Source organism: Pseudofrankia sp. DC12 (genome assembly GCF_000966285.1).
Classification (GTDB): Bacteria; Actinomycetota; Actinomycetes; order Frankiales; family Frankiaceae; genus Pseudofrankia.
The window spans coordinates 3,963,858-3,980,835 of sequence record NZ_KQ031391.1 but is presented as its reverse complement, the minus strand read 5'-3'; the positions used below and the strand labels follow the sequence as shown (position 1 = coordinate 3,980,835).

Sequence of the window (16,978 nt, the reverse complement as noted above, 5' to 3'; positions counted from 1 at the left end):
GCCACGACCAGCGGTCAAACAGGTCGAACCGGTCGAGCGGGGTCTGGCTCACGGCGGCGCTCCTCACCGAGGGGTCGGGTCACACGCTGCCGACCAGGCTTCCCGGCGCACCGAGCCCACCGTAGCCGACGCGATCTGGTCCGAGCCGTCAGCGCGGACGAAACGGCTGGCCACGCGCAAACGGCCGATCTCTGACACGCCCTGGAACGCCGCCCGTCGCGCCGGCCAAGGCGGCGAGCCTTGGAACACCGCCACCGATCAGACCGGAGCGAACGCTGGCCCGGTGACGGGCCGCCGTCGCCGGTTTCTCCGCTGCCGAGGGAACCCGGTGGCCGAACCGGTCTGGAGCGCTGGCTGTCCTCGTACCGGCTGCGTCTGCCGCCCGTGCCTCTGGCGGGGGCGGCTGGGCCAGACCCACGTCGGCGGCGAGACTCGCGCATGTATCTCACCGCGGACGCAACTGGCCCGCACTGATGATCGTGGCCGGTTGTCTCGGTAGGATTCGTTCCGGTGTGCCGGGAAGCCTGGTCGGCTCGGGGGACGACCGCGACGCTCGGGCGGCGGTGACCCCGCTGGTCGTGATGGGGACTTTCGCCGGTGCGTGCCGTAGGGATCATCCTGCTCCTGGTCGTTCTGGCCACCGTCGTGGCCACTTTCGCCCGGCGCTGGCGCATACCGGCGCCCTCGCTTCTGGTACTGGCCGGTCTCGCAGTGGCGTTGATTCCCGGAACGCCGACGCTGCACATCCCGCCGCAGGCGATCGCGCTGGTAGTCCTGCCGCCGCTGCTGTACGCCTCGGCCGAGGAACTGTCGCTGCGCGACCTGAGACTGGTCTGGCGGCCGGTCACGATTCTCGCCTTCGGCCTCGTCTTCGCCTCGGCCGCGGCGGTCAGCTTCGCGGCAGCCGCGGTGACCGGCCTGCCGCCCGCGATGGCGTTCGTGCTCGGCGCGGTACTGGCGAGCACCGACCCGGTAGCCGTGACCGCCCTCGGCCGGCGCCTCGCCCTGCCCGGCCGGGTCCAGGTCCTGGTTCAGGCCGAGAGCCTGTTCAACGACGCGACGTCGCTGGTGCTGTTCAAGGTCGCGGTCGGCATAGCCGTGGCCGTCGGCGGTTCGGCAAGCCTGCCGGCGGCGGGCGGAGAGTTCCTGCTGCTCGGTGGTGGCGGAACCCTGATCGGCGCGGCCGTGGCGGGCCTCGTTGGTCTGCTCCGGCGCCGGACCACCGATCCGGTGTTGGGGTCCGTGATCGCGCTGGTGACGCCGTACGCGGCCTACGTGCTGGCGGAATCCGCGCACACATCGGGTATCACGTCGGTCGTCGTCGCCGGTGTGCTGTTGGGCCGCGGGGGGCACCGGCCGAGCGACGCCCGGATCCGGCTGCAGGTCCAGGCCGTGTACGGGGTACTGGTATTCCTCCTGGAGAGCGTGATCTTCAGCATCGTCGGACTGGAGCTACCGACGCTCGTGCGCGACCTGCCGAACGGCGCCGCCTGGTGGCCGGTACAGGCGCTGGCCTTGGCGGCGGTGCTGCTCGCGGTGCGGGTGGTGTGGACGCTGCCGCTGACCCGCGCGGTCAAGCCGAGCCGGGGCAGGCCCTCGTGGCGGATGGCCGTAGTGGTCACCTGGGCTGGCACCCGCGGTGTGATGCCCTTGGCCGCCGCACTGTCCATCCCGCTCACCACAAACAACAGTGGCGTGCTGGCCGGGCGTCCGCTGGTGCTCGTGCTCACCACCGCGGTCGTCGTGCTCACGCTGGTCGGACAGGGCCTAACCCTCGCGCCGGTGGTCGCCCGCTCGGGGCTCGCTCTGGAGCCGGAGCACACAGCGCGCGAGGAGGACGGGGCCAGCGACGCGCTCAACCTGGTCGCCCTCGACCACGTCGAGCGCCTCGCGGGCCTGGAGACGCATCCCGAACCGGCCATCGACCGCGTGCGGCGCGCCCTCGCCGCCCGCCTTGACCGGAGCACCGACGGCCCGGAAACCCCCACTGTGGACGCGGCCTACCGTGGGCTACGGCACGAGGTGATCGCAGTCCAGAGCACCGAGCTGCGCCGCCTCTACGACGAGAACCTCATCAGCGACACGACCCGCCGCCGTCTGCAACACGACCTCGACCGGCAGGAGGCCGCGCTCGGCGACCAGTAGGCCGCCCCCGCCCGGTAGCAGCCAGTCCTCAGCGTTGCAGCCGCATTCGGCGGATTCCGGACCAATACCTCTCGCAGGGTCGCGCCCTCTGCTGCGGCGGATTTGCCTGACCTTCTATCGAGGATCGGTCGCGAGGGGTGCCGTACTTCGGGTGGACCGCCGTGGCGTGCGGAGTCCCAGCGTGCGGCGGCCCGCTTCGACGACGTGCTGGAGTAGGACATCGTCGTCGAGGTCGATCAGTCTCGGCGCGACCGCGCCGGGGATTCCGGCCAGCACGAGGGCCGCCTTGATCCGCCCGCTGGGGCCGCGGTCGACGTCGGCGAGAAGATTCAGCTGACGGTCGATCAAGCCGTCGAGTCCACGCCGGGTGAGGATCTGATCGGTAACGCCAGGGTCTGCGGCCAACACCGAGAGCATGGCACGGTTGCGTACCGCGAGGTTGGCGTAGCCAACGAGCATGTGTTCCGCGCGGGCTTGGGGAGTGCGTTGCGCCTCGGCCGTCTCGATGATGGTCCGCAACGGCCCGAGCACCGGCTCGACTGCCGCTGCGAGGAGCTCCTCGCGGGTGTGGAAGTGGTGGTAGAGCGCCGCCTTGGTGACGTCCAGCTCGTCGGCGATCATCTGCAGCGATGTGCCCGCGAAGCTGTGCTGGGTGAACAGGCGGACCGCCGTGTCGATGATGCGCTGCCGGGTGTCGCTTGCCGCGGGTGCCTTCAGCGCGGTCGGGCTCATGATCGCTCCTTGCTAGTCCTCAATGGACCACAGCCTAGCTTGCCGGTTGGCAAGGAACCAACTTGCCGATCGGCCGGCGCACGGCACCGTCGGCGCGCGGAGCAGACCTGTCGTTCGTCAAGCAAGATCCTAGCCGTTTGACAGGTGATCTACCTTACGAGCGACTAGTAACGCGCTTGCTGAGCGGCTAGCGTCCGCGGCGTCGCGAATGCCGGTGAGACCCGAGTCGCCACGTCTGCGCCCGGGGCTCCTGACCGCCGCGGGTTTCCTGCGCGACGGCGGCGACGACCGCGTCCAGGTCACCGACGAGGGACTGGCACGGTGGGCGGAGGTCCGCGCCGCCATCGGCACGATCACCCAGAGGCTGTGGGGCGACCTGCCGGCCGAGGACCTCGCGACCGCGGGCCGCGTCCTGGGCATCGTGCTCGACCGGGCCAACGCGGTGCTGGCCGGCGCCTGAGCCCTTCGCTCCCCGAACTCGCCGCCTGACCCAACGACAACATCACTGCCCACAGAAAAAGGGGACGCCATGTCCGCGGACACTCTGATCGCCGACCGGATGAAGTGGCCGCCGTGGTCGTGGGCGTTGACGTTGGCGTGGTTGAACCAGTCGGCCTGCGGGCCGGTCGTGAACGCCTGGACGCGCTCGGCGGCGGTATGGATGCCGGGTGGGTTCTCGTAGGTGACGAAGGTGAGGCCAACGGCCTGCACGGCCGGGGTGCGGCCGTGGGCGGGCGTCCAGGGGTGTCGGTTGGCGTTGGCGTAGTAGCGCATCGATGTGGCGATGGAGTTGTTCGCCCAGTAGATCGTGGCGTGGGTGAGCATGTCGTCCTTGGTGAAGACGGACTCGAGGTCGCCGCCGTTGTCGCTCCAGGCGTTCCAATAGCCAGACGAGTAGTCCGGCGGGTGAGTCGCTCGACTGTCGGCCGCGTCCCGAGCCCGTCGGCACGCGCCACTGCCGCAGAACGCAACAACGGCGATAGAATTTGGTTTCTAGGCTGAATCTATACGTCCTTGGGAGCCGCTCTCGTGTCCGAGATCGCCCGGCCCGTTCCCGGCCGATCGGGAGGACGCCCGGCGCGCCCTACGGTGGTCCGGCTCCTCGCGGCGGCCCTGGTCGTCCTGCTGGTCGTCGCCCTGCTCTTCACCGGCTGGTACCGCGTAAGATTGCGCGCTTGGCCCTGGCCCTCGAGCCTGCCAGCGTTAACTCGGTGAGTGAGGGCGGCGAACGGGAATGAGGTCGCTGAAGTCTCCGTCGCAGCGACACATCGCGAGGTTCTCGCGACCATCACAGGCCTTGCGAAGAGCGAGCCTTTGATTGTCGATGTCCGGGCGGTTCCTGAAGATGAGCGCTTGAGTGTTGGGAATGTGCTGAATGGCGCATCGCTCGCACTTGGATCGTCGCCATGCAAAATTGTTGACGGAGTATACCTTCTCTCTGCAACCAGGCCGCCCACTGACGCTGAAATTCGACTGTTCGGGGTCGAACGCCCACCGACAGCACTCCGATAGAATATCGATGGTCCTGAATCTAGTTTCCTGAGTCGTTAGTCTGCTGGCAGTAGGCGGCGACGTCCAGGCAGGCGCACAATGACGCGCGAACCTGACGCTGCCCCCGGATCTTTCGGTCGGTCTCCGCGCGGGAATGATCTGCTCCGTCCGGCCAGCAAGATCCACTGCTATCTCGTCGGCGGTGACGACCCCGTTGTTCGGTTGCCGGCGAGATGGCCGAGCGCGCGGGCATCAAGCCCGTCACGCTCCGGTCCTACCGGCACCAGGGCCGGCTACCCCCGCCCGACGACGAGCCGGTACCCGACCGGCCGCGCTGGCGTCTGTCGACGTTCGAGGCGTGGATGCGCTCCAGACCCGGCCACGGCGGACGGCCACCCAACCCAAGCCAGACGACGCCCCCTAGACAGCACCGACCCGAAAAAGCCCGCTTGCTATAGCAAGCGGGCTGCAGGCGGGGGCTACCAGGTGTCTGCGTTCGAGTCGGGGCCACCCGACGCCGCGTCGGCGGCCTAGGGGGCTGGGGGCGGCCGTGACTAGATGGGCGGTGTGTACAACCCGACTTGCAACAGTCGTTGTCGACATAGATCACACGGGCGCTCGGCGTGGCCGCCTGCGCGACCTCATGCAGGTTCGGCGAGGTGGGGATACCGGCCCCGACGTCGAGAAACTGCCCGATGCCGGCCTCCGCCAGATAGCGAGTCGCGCGGCCCAGGAACGCCCGGTTCTGCCGAGCGGTGATCCCCGCGCTCGGGAACGTCGCCAGAACCTGCTCGGCGGCCTCGCGGTCCGCCGGATAGTTCGTCTCACCGCCCGGGTAGTAGTCGTACATCCGCGCCGAGTGGGGCCGGTCCCGTGTGCAGCTCGGTCGGTCGCGCCCTCCGCGGGATGACCGCGCCGTCCAGCCCGTCCACCTGGGAAGGCTCGACCGCCTCGTGCTCGCTGTCCGACAGGCTCACGGCTCCGCCCCCTCCGCGGCGTGACTCGCCGCGACGACCGCACGGCAAGATCTGGACCATTTCTACCAGCACACCACTGGTCAGCCGACGGCGACGGCCCTGCCCGCGAGACGGCCTGGACACCCCGCGCAGTCCATCGCGAGTGGAGACGCAGCGGTGTCCCGGCGGATTCGATACAGTGCGATCGGTGACATACCTGTTTGGACCAGTTGGATGGGACATACCCGCGCTGTAGGCCACGGTTGCCTGGTGGCTGACTGTTCCGCGGGCTGACGCCACGGTGGCCTTGGGCGTCAGCCGGCTGTGAGGAGCCAACGATTCCGCGCACGCGGACCGATCCCGCCAGGCAGGGAAGCTCGGGCAGGCGTAGCCATTCTGTTTTCACCCGGAACTCGCGTGTGGCAGACGAGCGTCCCTTTCTGCCCCTGCAGGATGCCGACCCGCGCGTGGTGGGTGGCTATCAGCTGCGCGCTCGGATCGGCGAGGGCGGCATGGGCACGGTGTTCCTCGCGACCAGCCGGGCTGGACGACCGATCGCGCTGAAGCTGATACGGCCCGAGTTCATCGACCATGCCGATTTCCGTCGCCGGTTCGCCGCTGAGATCACCATCGCGCGGCGGGTGCAGGGCGCGTACACCGTTCCGGTGGTCGATGCCAATCCCGATGCCGCCCGGCCGTGGGTCGCCACGTCATACATACCCGCGCCGAACCTCTCGGCAGCGGTCCGCCACGCTGGCCCGTTGCCAGCCAGGGCGGTGCTCGGCCTGCTGGCCGGGGTCGCGGAGGCACTCGAGTCGATTCACGAGGCCGGCGTGATCCACCGTGATCTCAAACCGGGCAATGTCATGGTGGCAGCCGAGGGACCGTTGGTCATCGACTTCGGTCTCGCACGGGCGGTCGAAGGCACGGGCCGGGAGCTCAGCCGGCCTGGCGTGGCGGTGGGCACGCCGGTGTTCATGTCGCCGGAGCAGGTCGAGAACGGCCATATCGGCCATGCGTCGGACATCTTCTCCCTCGGCTCCACCGCCTATTTCGCGGCGACGGGCGACTATCCTTTCGGCGGCGACGGCACCGTGTTTCACCGCATCGAGTACGGCGAGCCCGACTGGCAGCCGGTCCCGTGGCCGCTGCCGCTGGTCCTCACCCGATGCCTCGCGAAGACGCCGGCGCATCGCGCGAGCTGCGCGGAGATCATCGATCTGTGTCGCAGGCTGTCCATGGAGCTTGCGGTACGGGTCGACAGCGCCACCGTCCCAACGGCCTACCGCGGCCTGCTCGGCGAAGGCTGGCTCCCCGACACGATCACCGCCGAGATCAGCACCTACCGGAGAGCCGTCGCGACCACCCTGGCGCGACCCGGTCCCGAGCCGGGGCCCCACCTGGCCGGCGTCGAGGAGTCCAGCACCGAGGACTTCGTGATCCCCGCCCCAGCAAGCCGTATAGTCCCCGCCAGCCGCGCCCCTCGGGTGATGGCCGGGATCCTCGCCGCCACTGCGGCCGCGACGCTACTGCTCCTCGTCGGCGCCCTGCTCGTCGTCCTCGGACACCGGCACGGGACCACCGCCACAGGCTCCGCGTCGATGTCCCCGGCACCGACACCCGCCACTCTCCCCGAAACACCGCAAGCGACCAGCGCCAACCCGCTCCACCCAGCCTCGCCGCTCCCATCGACGGCGGCGAGCAGCGCGGCGCCGTCGCTGGAGCCCAGTGCCACCGCGACGCCAAGCTCCTCTCCGGCCCAGGCCACCTCATCAGCACCGCCCGATCGAGGTCTCCTCGGCGGACTCGTCTACCTGCTCCTGGGATCGGGGCCTGATTCACCACCGTCCTCGGCGAGCTCCGCACCGGCCCGCTGACCCGAACGACTACGACGCGATCGCGGCGGTCGCGGACGGCTGGTGGGGCCGGCCCATCAGCGACGCACTCCCACGGTTGTTCCTCGATCATTTTCACGGCACCGCCGCTTCGACGTGGTTGCGTCAACAGTGCTTCGCCCGGTGGAGGGCGACGTCCGCGGACTTGACGAAGGCCGCCAGGCGGCTCGCGCCGGCCGCCTCTCCGGCGGCTTCGGCGGCGGGGTGGGCCGCGGTCACGCCGATGCCGACCGTGACGACGTGCTCGGTCGTCAGCGGATGCGGTTCGGCCAGGTCCTTGACCGCGTGGCAGAGGCGCCGGGCCAGACGGGTGGCGGCGGCCAGGTCGGTGTCGGGCATCACGACGGTGAGCTCCTCGCCGCCGTAGCGCGCGGCGAGGAGAGAGCCCCGCCGACGTTGTCGGCGAGGCAGGTGGCGACCTGCCGCAGGCATCGGTCACCGGCGACATGTCCGAAGTGATCGTTGTAGAGCTTGAAGTGGTCGATCACGGAACGCCCGAGTTGAGCGGACGCGATCGAAGTCCGCAGACGCTCCCCGAGGATCCAGACTGATCGTCACCTTCCGCAACGTCGGCCAGGACGTGAAGGTGGGCGGCGATATCGACCTGGTCCGTGTCGCGCCGCGTCAGACGTACCCGTGGACACCACGTAGATGTCGGCCTTGCGCCGATTCAAGAGGGCCGGTTCTCGGAGGCCAGCGCCGGGAGTGCGAACCGGCTCCACACCCGACACCGCAGGCCGCACCGTCGGCCAGGCCGCGACCACCGGGACCGCCACGGTCCACCCCGGCTCCGTCGGAGAGCCGCCCTGGCGCTCTCCTCCGACCACCGGTTCGGTCCCGTTGCAGGTCACCGCCAACGCCACGGGCTCCACCGGCACAGCGCGCTCACTTACCAGTTCGACTTCGGCGACGGCACAGTCGTCGGCCCGCAAGCCGCCGCCACGGCAACGCACACCTTCGCGAAAGCTGGCACCTTCCAGGTGACTGTGACCGTGTTCGACGCCGGGGCCGGCCAGTCGGCGTCGAGGACCCAGTCCGTGACCGTCTACAACGCGTCGCCACCGCGGATCACAGCCAGCGCGGCCAGCGCCCCAGTCGGCCAGCCCGTGACGCTCACAGCCACCGGAACGGTCGCCCCCGAACCTGGCAGGCCTGGGCGGCGCCACCGGCTCAGGTCGCGTCAACGGCTCGGGCGAGGCCGCCTGCTCGGGTGGCGGGGCCGCTGACGGCGGGATGGCCGCGCTCTACGGCGGCGCCTTCGATCTCCAGGTACAGCCGTGGGCGCCACGGCACCGGTGACCTCGAGGTGCACGATGGAGGCGGTGTCGCCGACGGCCTGCCAGGAGTCGACGTCGCCCGCCGGTTCGTAGACGTAGTCGCCTGGGCCGACGAGCTCGCCCTGGCCGATGATCTCCCTGGTCCTGGCCAGGTCGAACGTCGGTCGGTGTCGCCGGGGGCACGCTGTCGGGGCGTCAGGGCTGGTAGGAGCCCGGCTCCCAGGCCTGGGTGGTGACACCGAGCGTGTTCCAGGCGTTGATCGCGACGATCAGGGCGAGCAACGCCGCGATCTCGTCCGGGCTGAAGTGGGCGGCCACCGCGTCGTAGGCCGCGGCCGGGACGTGGTTGACGGCCATCAGGGTGACCGCCTCGGTGAACGCGAGGGCGGCGCCCTCCCGCTCGGTGAAGAACGGCGTCTCAGCCCAGGCGGACAGCGCGTAGAGGCGCTGCTCGGTCTCGCCGATCGCCCGGGCGTCCTTCGTGTGCATGTCGATGCAGTAGGCGCAGCCGTTGAGCTGCGAGGCCCGCACGCGGACCAGCTCGCGCAGCCGCGCGTCGAGGCCGACCCGGTCCAGCTCCTTCGTCGCCGCGTGGTCGAGGTGCGAGACGGCGCGGTAGAACGCGCCGGCGTGGCTCTCGAAGTCCAGGCGGACCGGGACCGAACGGGCAGGGGACGCGGTGGCGGGGGTCGTTGTCATGGTGTCCACGCTAGGTCCGGATTAGCCCGCGAGTAAGGTCCATTTCTGTGCCAGATACGTGGGCCACTTCGGGGTTCGACCTGCATTTGGACCTGACCGGCCCTCGCGTTCGGACGGCGCTCGAGGCCGCGTTGCGGGACGCCGTGCGGACCGGCCGACTGGTCCCGGGCACACGCCTGCCGTCGTCGCGCACGCTGGCCCAGGATCTGGGGCTCGCCCGCAACACGGTCGCCGAGGCCTACGGCCAGCTCGTCGGCGAAGGCTGGCTGGTCGCCCGGCAGGGCTCGGGCACCAGGGTCGCCGACCGGCCGACGAGGCCCGGGCCGGCTCCCGGCGCAGGCCGCGGATCCGCTCCCCGCGCCAACGCGGCCTCGATCGTCGCTGCCGCGCCCCGGTACGACCTGCGCGCCGGATCGCCCGATCTCGCCTCGTTCCCACGGGCCAGCTGGCTCGCGGCGGGCCGGCGCGCGCTGCTCGCGACATCGTCGGACGCCCTCGGCTACACCAGCCCGCGCGGGCTCCCGCAGCTGCGGGAGGCGCTGGCCGAATACCTCGCCCGCGCCCGGGGCGTCCGCGTGACCGCCGACCGGATCGTCGTCTGCGCCGGGTTCGCCCAGGCCCTGGCCCTCCTGTGCCAGGTGCTGCGGGCGCGGGGGGCGACGGCCATCGCCACCGAGGCCTTCGGGCTGACCGGCAACGCCGATACGGTGACCAGCCATGGGATGCGCCCGCTCTTCCTGCCCGTCGACCCGCGGGGCGCCCGCGTCGGTGCCGCGACCGGCGCGGACGCCGTCCTGCTGACCCCGGCGCACCAGTTCCCGCTCGGCCAGTCGCTGTCCCCCGCGCGGCGGGCCGATGTGGTCCGGTGGGCCGCCGACACCGGCGGCCTCGTCATCGAGGACGACTACGACGGCGAGTTCCGGTACGACCGCCAGCCGATCGGCGCTCTGCAGGCCCTGGCCCCCGAGCACGTCGTGTACGCCGGCACCGCGAGCAAGACCCTCGCGCCGGGGCTCCGGCTGGCCTGGCTCGTGCTGCCCGCGCCGCTCGTCGCCGAGGTCGCCGCGGCGAAGGCCGCGGCCGACCGGCAGTGCGGCGCGCTGGAGCAGCTGACCCTGGCCGAGTTCCTCGCCCGCGGCGAGTACGACCGGCACGTCCGCCGCCGGCGGCTCGCCTACCGGCGCCGGCGGGACCACCTCGTCGAGACCCTCCGCCGAGCGGTCCCGCAGCTGCGTATCCGGGGGATCGCGGCCGGGCTGCACGCGATGGTCGAGCTGCCCGACGGCCAGACCGAGGCCGCCGCCCTGGCCCGGGCCGCGCGGCGCGGGCTCGCCGTCGGGGGGCTGGGCAGTTACAACCTCGCCGGGCAGCCGCACCGGCCGGCGCTCGTCGTCGGCTACGCCACTCCTCCCGATCATGCCTTCACGTCCGCGATCGCCCGGCTGGCCGCACTGCTGGCCGAGCCGACCGATCCTGGCGCCTGATGCCCGGACTTTGTTGCCGACACGCCGCACACTGAACCCGCCGTGGCGGATCTTCATCAGCCACACCAGCGAGCTGGACCGGCACCCTGCGCGCCTGCCGTTCGTCGTGGCCGCGAAAAGAGCGATCACGGACTCCGGTCATGTCGCGGTCGACATGTCCGGCTTCGAACCGGAGGACGACGACCCGGCCGAGATGTGCCGGCGCCGGGTCGAGGACTGCGAGATCTACCTGGGAATCATCGGATTCCGGTACGGCTCCCCCGTGCGCGGGCGCGAGGACGTCTTGTACACCGAGCTGGAGTTCGACACGGCCACCGAGCTCGGACTAGAACGCCTGGTGTTCCTGCTCGACGAGAAACGCACGATCGGAACGCACGAATGGCTCGCCGACGTCGCCTACGGCGCCCTACCTCTTTGCCAAAGAGCTGTTGGCTCCCCGTCAGGAGCCTGACGGGGAGCTTAGCGACGGTGGTCGCGAGGCTTCGCTGGGGGCGTGTGGCGGGCCTTCGCCCTTCGCGGACGCCCCTTTGGGCGAAGGATTCCAGGTCACCTGGCCGGGACCGCGAAGAATTCCGGCCGCGCGACCGCGAACGGAGCGGAAGAGCGCGACGCGCGGGGCCGGGTCACGTCGGGGCCGGGTGTGGGATGTGCCACCAATACCCTGGTTGTCCGTAGCCGTTGCCAGCCCGCGTTACATCGGCGTGTCGCAATCCTCGAATTTTACGAAAGACCTTGTTGGGTCAAGTTTGGCCCAACAGGCGGCTGTTCGCGGCTCAACGGGATCGAGGCGATGTCAGGCCGCTCGTCAGGTGGTGCCAAACCGGCCGGCGGTCGTGCGCCGCCCGAGGGACACCATGGCCGGCTCGACCCGGCGACGCGGCTGCGCGGGCAGCCTCCTGACCAGGCCCTGCCAGCCGGCTCCCTGTCGCGCGGCGTCGGCCCGATCGCCCGGTCGGGCCCCGATCAGGCGACCCGGCCGTCGCGGCGCGCCCGCCGTGACGGCCTGGCTGACGGCGGTGGCGGCGGACTGGGTGCCGACGGACGACGTGGTGGATCTGGTGGACGCGGCGGCAGCCGGCCCCCCGCCCGGCAGGGCCAGTCGCAGGACCCGCTTCCAGACGCTCGCGCTCTGCCGCGGCAGCGACCCCGTCGTGTACGGGATCCCGTACCGCTCGCACAGCGCGCGCACCTGCGGAGCGATCTGGGAGTACCGGTTGCTGGGCAGGTCGGGGAAGAGGTGGTGCTCGATCTGGTGGCTGAGGTTCCCGCTCAGGACGTGAAAGAGCGGGGGGCCCTCGATGTTGGCGGAGCCGCACAACTGGCGCAGGTACCACTCGCCGCGGGTCTCGTTCTCGGCCTGCTCCGGGGCAAAGACCTCCACGCCCTCGGGGAAATGGCCGCAAAAAATGATCGTATGTGCCCAGAGGTTCCGGATGACGTTCGCGGTCAGGTTGCCGAGGAGGACCGGGACGAAGGCCGGGCCGGCCAGGAACGGGAATACCAGGTAGTCCTTCAGGACCTGCCGGCCACCCTTGCGCAGCACCGCACCGAACTCGCTGACGACCTCTTTCCAGCTCTTCTCACCATTCCAGGCGCGGTCGACCTCCACGTCGAAGATCGCGATGCCCCACTCGAACGTGGCCGCGAGGCCGAGGTTGTAGAGCGGCTGCGCGAGGTAGACCGGGTTCCAGCGCTGGCCCGGCGTCATCCGCAGGATGCCGAAGCCGATGTCCCGGTCCTTGCCGAGCACGTTCGTGAACGTGTGGTGCCGGTAGTTGTGCGCCTGGCGCCAGTGGCCGGCCGGGGACACGGCGTCCCATTCCCAGGTGGTGGAGTGGATCCTGGGATCGCCCATCCAGTCCCACTGCCCGTGGAGGACGTTGTGCCCGATCTCCATGTTGTCGAGAATCTTGGCCGTCGTCAGCATCGCGGTACCCGCGATCCAGGCGGGCGGCAGGAACCCGGCGAACATCGTGATTCGCCCGGCGATCTCCAGGAGGCGTTGGACGCCGATCACCTTGCGGATGTAGCGGGAGTCATCCTCCCCGAGACTGGCCAGCACCCAGGCCCGAAGCTGGTCGAGCTCGTGGCCCAGCTCCTCGATCTCCGCCACGGTCATCTCGCGTCTGTCCGGCAACGTGCCTCCCTGTGCTGGTGAACTAAAGATCGATGTCAACGTCGCCGGCAGCGGCCGACACACAGGTCTGGATGTAGTCGCCGGCCTCGCCATGCTCGACGCCGGTGCGCAGGTCACGGACCCGGCCCGCGCCGAGCCGGCTTACACAGGTACGGCAGATGCCCATCCGGCAGCCGCTCGGCATCAGAACTCCGGCACTCTCGCCGGCGGCCAACAGCGGCGTGCCGGCGTCGGTCGCCACCCGGCGGCCGCTGCGGGTGAAGTGGACGGTGCCGCCGACCGCGGCGCCGGCGTCGACGTCGGCGATGGCAGGCCGGAACCGCTCTACCCGCAGCCGGTCCGCGACGCCGGCCTCACGCCACAACGTCTCCGCCTCGGCGAGCAGGCCGGACGGCCCGCACGCCCACGTGGACCGCCGCGACCAGTCCGGGCAGGCGGCCAGCAGCTCCGCCAGCGGCGGACGCTCACGGTCGGCCGGCCGCGCGGCGTCGCCGCCCGGCCTGGTGTGGCGCTCGTGCAGCCGCAGGCTCGCGCACCGGTCGGCCAGCCCCCGCAACTCCGCCCCGAAGATCACATCGGCACGGGAGCGGGCCGAGTGCAGCAGGACGACGTCGGGCATCGCGTCACGCAGCGCGAGATCGCGCAGCATGGACATGACCGGCGTGATCCCGCTGCCGGCCGTCAGGAAGAGAATCCGCTCGGGGACAGTTTGGGGTAGTACGAACTCCCCGGTCGGCGAATCGAGGCGCACGACGGTGCCCGGCATCACTCCGTACACGAGCTGGCCTGACACGCGGCCGCCCGCGACGGCCTTCACCGTGATCTCGAAACAGCCGTCCGGACGGCCGGGCGCGGAGGACACCGAGTACGCGCGCTGCCGCCATACTCCGGCCACCCGCACCGCCGTCCCCACGTACTGGCCGGCGCGGTGCTCCCGCCAGCCCCGCCCGGGTCTGATCGTCAGCGTGGCGGCGTCGGTGGTCTCCGGCCGGACGGCCTCGACCCGGCCCCACAGCTGGCGGCTCGACCAGAGCGGATTGACGAGTTCGACGAAGTCATCCAGCCGCAAGGGCGTCATCAGCAGCGAGGCGGCGGTCGACGCCAGCCTCCGCGAGGCGGTTCGCACGGTCACGTCACCCGCGCCGCGCCCAGTGGGCAAGCGATCATCACAGCCGCGCCCCCTTGGCCGCGCGGACGGAGGTTCGCCGGCGTCGGCGTCCTCCGGGAGGACCAGGTCTCGGGCCGAGAAGCTACCCCGGAATCCGGCCCCGGGCTCGCCGCGGGCCGACCGGCGCGCCGTGGCGGCGGTTCGCCTGACAAAGCCGGCGCGACGCGACAAAGATGGCGCACGTGCTCGATTAGCTGCTTAACGTGTCTGCCTCTCAGCTTGTCGCCTGATCTCCGGTTCACACCGCACGCTCACGCAGCCGGTCATCTCGGGCGGGCCCGACATTCCGGCAGCAGGTAGTACAAAAAAGCGCGCGGCCTGCCGGTCGCGCGCTTTTCCGTTCAGGTCTGTGTGTCGTCAGACAGGCATGACCTTCTCAGCCTGCGGGCCCTTCTGGCCCTGCACGATCTCGAACTGCACGGTCTGTCCCTCGTCAAGCGACTTGTAGCCGTCGGCCACGATCGCGGAGAAGTGGACGAACACGTCCGGGCCGCCCCCGTCCACGGAGATGAAGCCGAAACCCTTTTCCGCGTTGAACCACTTAACAGCGCCCTGAGCCACGAGCGTTCTCCTTGCTAGCTTTCCCGGCTGACGTCTCTCGTCTCCCGGGTCTCGCTCCGGCCGCAGATCGCTCCACGCTCGGCCGTTCCGTTCGTCGATGCATGACGCTCACACAGCGGAGAACAGGTAACGCGGCCATCGTACTCGTCGTCGGCCCCGCCGGCCCCACCGCGCGCCGGTCCCGGCCCAGCCCACAGCGCAAAATCAGGAAACCGACCGTGGCCTGGCCCCGGACGAGGCCGGCATCCCCGACCAGGCCAGGGTGGTTCCGGCGGCCGGCGCCGCGCGGGCTCGGGTCCCGGTGGGCGCCGTGTGGTGGCGTAGCCTGGCGTAGACCGGCGCACACTGCCGCCACCCATTCCATCGTCCAACACAACCGACGCTGGACGTCAGCACTACCCAACTGCAACCATCGCCAGACGACAGTCGCATGCCGCCGCGAACGATGCCCCCACGGACTTGAGGCAGCCTGGGTCGTGACCCATGACTTCGGTGACTCCACCGCACGGATCCCTTCAACAGGCTGGAGTTAGCCATGCAGAGCACGACCCGGCTCGCCGGCGGACGCGCCCCCACGGGCCGGCGGACCACGACGAGCCCGGTCCGTGTCGTGGGCGAGCCTGACGGCGAGACCAGCCTCAGCCTGGTCAGTGGCCATCCGGAGGTCGAGACCGGCCTCGACACCGGTGGCGATCCGGAGAACAGCGTCGAGAACGGTGCGGACGACGCGGCGCAGGACGGCCCTGCCGACGACGGCGACCCGGCCGACGAGACGAAGCAGCCCGCGCGGCGGCGGGCGGCGGCGCGGACGACGTCGACGACCGTCTTCGACCCGGTGCGGATGTACCTGGCGAGCATCGGCAAGACGCCGCTGCTGACCGCCGAGGGCGAGGTGGACCTCGCGAAACGGATCGAGGCGGGGCTGTTCGCCGGCCACAAGCTGGAGACGGCGGACGACGAGATGTCCCCGGGCCAGCGGTTGGACCTCATCGCCATCGAGCGGGACGGTCAGGTGGCCGTCCGACAGCTCGTCGAGGCGAACCTCCGGCTGGTCGTCTCGATCGCGAAACGGTACGCCGGACGCGGAATGCTTTTCCTCGACGTGGTGCAGGAGGGAAATCTCGGCCTCATCCGGGCGGTCGAGAAGTTCGACTACACCAAGGGCTACAAGTTCTCGACCTATGCCACCTGGTGGGTCCGGCAGGCGATCACCAGGGCGCTCGCCGACCAGTCCCGAACGGTTCGCCTTCCGGTGCACCTCGTCGAGCTGCTCAACCAGCTCGTCCGGCTGCGCCGCGAGTTGCTGATGGAGCTCGGCCGCGAGGCGACCCGGGAGGAGCTCGCCGCCGCCCTCGGCGTGACCGCGGGCAGGGTCGACGAGCTTCAGCGCATCTCGCGGGAGCCGGTTTCCCTCGACAGCCCGGTCGGTGACGACGCCGACACCGAGCTCGGCGACCTGATTGAGGACACGGCCGCGATCGAGCCGGTCGAGGCAGCCATGGTCTCCGTGCGCGCGGCGCAGCTGAGCGCCGTGCTGCGGGCCCTGCCGGACCGGGAGCGCCGCGTCATCCAGCTGCGGTTCGGCCTGGCCGACGGCCAGGTGCACACGCTGGAGGAGATCGGCCGCGAGTTCGGGCTGACCCGTGAGCGCATCCGCCAGATCGAGCAGCGGACACTGGCGAAGCTGCGCCATCCCGCTCGGTCCGAGGCCCTGCGGTCCTACCTCGAATAGGTCGGCAGCCGGCCGGTCGGCCGAACTCGACCGCACTCCGCCGCAGACAAGATCGCTGATTCAGCTCCGTAGTGGTTGTCCTCGCGGCCGTTCTACGACCATGAGAGGCCAGGGACGGCGATCTTGCTGTCGCGACGCGGCCTGCGCGAAGGCTGTGACGTGGCGCCGAGGCGTCAGGGGGCGGCCGCGCGGTTTGCGCGACGAGGTGCCGCCGGGCCCACGGGGTTCGTTCCGCGAACGGCCTTACAACGAGAACAGCGCGCGGCCCCCGGCCGCGCGCTGTTCCGTTTGAGGTCTGGGTGTGTCAGACAGGCTGAACCTTGTCAGCCTGCGGGCCCTTCTGGCCCTGCACGATCTCGAACTGCACGCTTTGCCCCTCGTCCAGCGACTTGTAACCGTCTGTCAAAATCGCCGAGAAGTGGACGAACACGTCCGGACCGCCACCGTCCACGGAGATAAAGCCGAACCCCTTCTCCGCGTTGAACCACTTGACGGTACCCTGAGCCACGAGCGTTCTCCTTGATGTTTCTCCGGTAGACGTCCGTCGTCTCCCGGTCTCGCACCGGCCGCCGATCACTCTGCTGATCACTTTGCAGCCGTCGTTCCGTTCGGCGATGCATGACGCTCATACAGCGGAGAACAGGCAACGCCACCACCTTACGCGCCATCGGCGCCCCGGGTACCACCGGTCCGGGCCCCGG

17 protein-coding genes and 1 pseudogene are annotated in these 16,978 nt (G+C 70.4%); 8 read left to right on the top strand and 10 right to left on the bottom strand.

Annotation, left to right across the window (positions count from 1 at the left end):
* The first annotated feature begins 597 nt into the window (after positions 1 to 597).
* Entirely contained in the window at positions 598 to 2,145 is a 1,548-nt protein-coding gene (locus FRADC12_RS15860; protein ID WP_045877232.1) for a Na+/H+ antiporter, read from the top strand.
* A 114-nt stretch (positions 2,146 to 2,259) separates the two neighbouring features.
* On the opposite strand, the gene FRADC12_RS15855 is transcribed toward FRADC12_RS15860, so the two are convergent.
* Positions 2,260 to 2,877, bottom strand: coding sequence for a TetR/AcrR family transcriptional regulator (locus FRADC12_RS15855; RefSeq protein ID WP_045877231.1), 618 nt, complete (start codon positions 2,875 to 2,877; stop codon positions 2,260 to 2,262).
* A 208-nt stretch (positions 2,878 to 3,085) separates the two neighbouring features.
* Between FRADC12_RS15855 and FRADC12_RS34940 the strand changes: the two genes are divergently transcribed.
* Positions 3,086 to 3,337, top strand: coding sequence for a hypothetical protein (locus FRADC12_RS34940; protein WP_198152924.1), 252 nt, complete (start codon positions 3,086 to 3,088; stop codon positions 3,335 to 3,337).
* A gap of 69 nt (positions 3,338 to 3,406) precedes the next feature.
* Positions 3,407 to 3,559 carry a hypothetical protein gene (locus FRADC12_RS34935; protein ID WP_232303832.1) on the top strand — a complete coding sequence of 51 codons (153 nt, stop codon included), beginning with the start codon at positions 3,407 to 3,409 and terminating at the stop codon, positions 3,557 to 3,559.
* A 1,398-nt stretch (positions 3,560 to 4,957) separates the two neighbouring features.
* Here the strand turns inward: FRADC12_RS34935 and FRADC12_RS34930 are convergent.
* Both FRADC12_RS34930 and FRADC12_RS32315 read right to left on the bottom strand, forming a co-directional pair.
* Positions 4,958 to 5,239: pseudogene (locus tag FRADC12_RS34930) on the bottom strand (SAM-dependent methyltransferase); the annotation flags it as partial.
* Positions 5,193 to 5,345, bottom strand: a complete 153-nt coding sequence (locus FRADC12_RS32315) for a hypothetical protein (protein WP_198152923.1) — start codon at positions 5,343 to 5,345, stop codon at positions 5,193 to 5,195. The pseudogene FRADC12_RS34930 and the gene FRADC12_RS32315, both read right to left, overlap by 47 nt.
* Before the next feature lie 446 nt (positions 5,346 to 5,791).
* On the opposite strand from FRADC12_RS32315, the gene FRADC12_RS15840 reads away from it, so the two are divergent.
* On the top strand, positions 5,792 to 7,201 hold the full coding sequence (locus tag FRADC12_RS15840; protein ID WP_232303831.1) for a serine/threonine-protein kinase: 1,410 nt from the start codon (positions 5,792 to 5,794) through the stop codon (positions 7,199 to 7,201).
* A gap of 123 nt (positions 7,202 to 7,324) precedes the next feature.
* Here FRADC12_RS15840 and FRADC12_RS33840 read toward each other — a convergent pair whose 3' ends face one another.
* Positions 7,325 to 7,558 (bottom strand): hypothetical protein, encoded by a 234-nt coding sequence (locus tag FRADC12_RS33840; RefSeq protein WP_255355197.1) that lies wholly within the window; start codon positions 7,556 to 7,558, stop codon positions 7,325 to 7,327.
* A complete protein-coding gene (locus FRADC12_RS33835) occupies positions 7,558 to 7,707 on the bottom strand; it encodes a diguanylate cyclase (protein WP_255355196.1) in 150 nt (49 codons plus the stop codon). Before FRADC12_RS33835 ends, FRADC12_RS33840 begins: the two co-directional genes overlap by 1 nt.
* Positions 7,708 to 7,830: 123 nt before the next feature.
* Between FRADC12_RS33835 and FRADC12_RS34370 the strand changes: the two genes are divergently transcribed.
* Positions 7,831 to 8,445: a PKD domain-containing protein gene (locus FRADC12_RS34370; RefSeq protein ID WP_198152922.1), complete on the top strand. Its 615-nt coding sequence runs from the start codon at positions 7,831 to 7,833 to the stop codon at positions 8,443 to 8,445.
* Between the two features lie 246 nt (positions 8,446 to 8,691).
* On the opposite strand, the gene FRADC12_RS15825 is transcribed toward FRADC12_RS34370, so the two are convergent.
* Positions 8,692 to 9,195 (bottom strand): carboxymuconolactone decarboxylase family protein, encoded by a 504-nt coding sequence (locus FRADC12_RS15825; RefSeq protein ID WP_198152921.1) that lies wholly within the window; start codon positions 9,193 to 9,195, stop codon positions 8,692 to 8,694.
* A 47-nt stretch (positions 9,196 to 9,242) separates the two neighbouring features.
* On the opposite strand from FRADC12_RS15825, the gene pdxR reads away from it, so the two are divergent.
* The gene (gene pdxR, locus FRADC12_RS15820; RefSeq protein WP_045877226.1) at positions 9,243 to 10,679 is read left to right on the top strand and encodes a MocR-like pyridoxine biosynthesis transcription factor PdxR; all 1,437 of its coding nucleotides are present in this window, start codon (positions 9,243 to 9,245) and stop codon (positions 10,677 to 10,679) included.
* A gap of 10 nt (positions 10,680 to 10,689) precedes the next feature.
* On the top strand, positions 10,690 to 11,130 hold the full coding sequence (locus tag FRADC12_RS28450; protein ID WP_198152920.1) for a DUF4062 domain-containing protein: 441 nt from the start codon (positions 10,690 to 10,692) through the stop codon (positions 11,128 to 11,130).
* Between the two features lie 354 nt (positions 11,131 to 11,484).
* Here FRADC12_RS28450 and FRADC12_RS15810 read toward each other — a convergent pair whose 3' ends face one another.
* From FRADC12_RS15810 to FRADC12_RS15800, 3 genes are all read right to left on the bottom strand, one after another.
* Positions 11,485 to 12,798 (bottom strand): acyl-CoA desaturase, encoded by a 1,314-nt coding sequence (locus FRADC12_RS15810; protein WP_045877225.1) that lies wholly within the window; start codon positions 12,796 to 12,798, stop codon positions 11,485 to 11,487.
* A 40-nt stretch (positions 12,799 to 12,838) separates the two neighbouring features.
* Positions 12,839 to 13,948, bottom strand: a complete 1,110-nt coding sequence (locus FRADC12_RS15805) for a ferredoxin reductase (protein ID WP_502685256.1) — start codon at positions 13,946 to 13,948, stop codon at positions 12,839 to 12,841.
* Positions 13,949 to 14,341: 393 nt separating this feature from the next.
* Entirely contained in the window at positions 14,342 to 14,545 is a 204-nt protein-coding gene (locus FRADC12_RS15800; protein ID WP_013427725.1) for a cold-shock protein, read from the bottom strand.
* A 535-nt stretch (positions 14,546 to 15,080) separates the two neighbouring features.
* Between FRADC12_RS15800 and FRADC12_RS15795 the strand changes: the two genes are divergently transcribed.
* Positions 15,081 to 16,277, top strand: coding sequence for an RNA polymerase sigma factor (locus FRADC12_RS15795; RefSeq protein ID WP_045877224.1), 1,197 nt, complete (start codon positions 15,081 to 15,083; stop codon positions 16,275 to 16,277).
* Between the two features lie 304 nt (positions 16,278 to 16,581).
* On the opposite strand, the gene FRADC12_RS15790 is transcribed toward FRADC12_RS15795, so the two are convergent.
* The gene (locus FRADC12_RS15790) at positions 16,582 to 16,785 is read right to left on the bottom strand and encodes a cold-shock protein (protein ID WP_013427730.1); all 204 of its coding nucleotides are present in this window, start codon (positions 16,783 to 16,785) and stop codon (positions 16,582 to 16,584) included.
* Between the last annotated feature and the right edge of the window lie 193 nt (positions 16,786 to 16,978).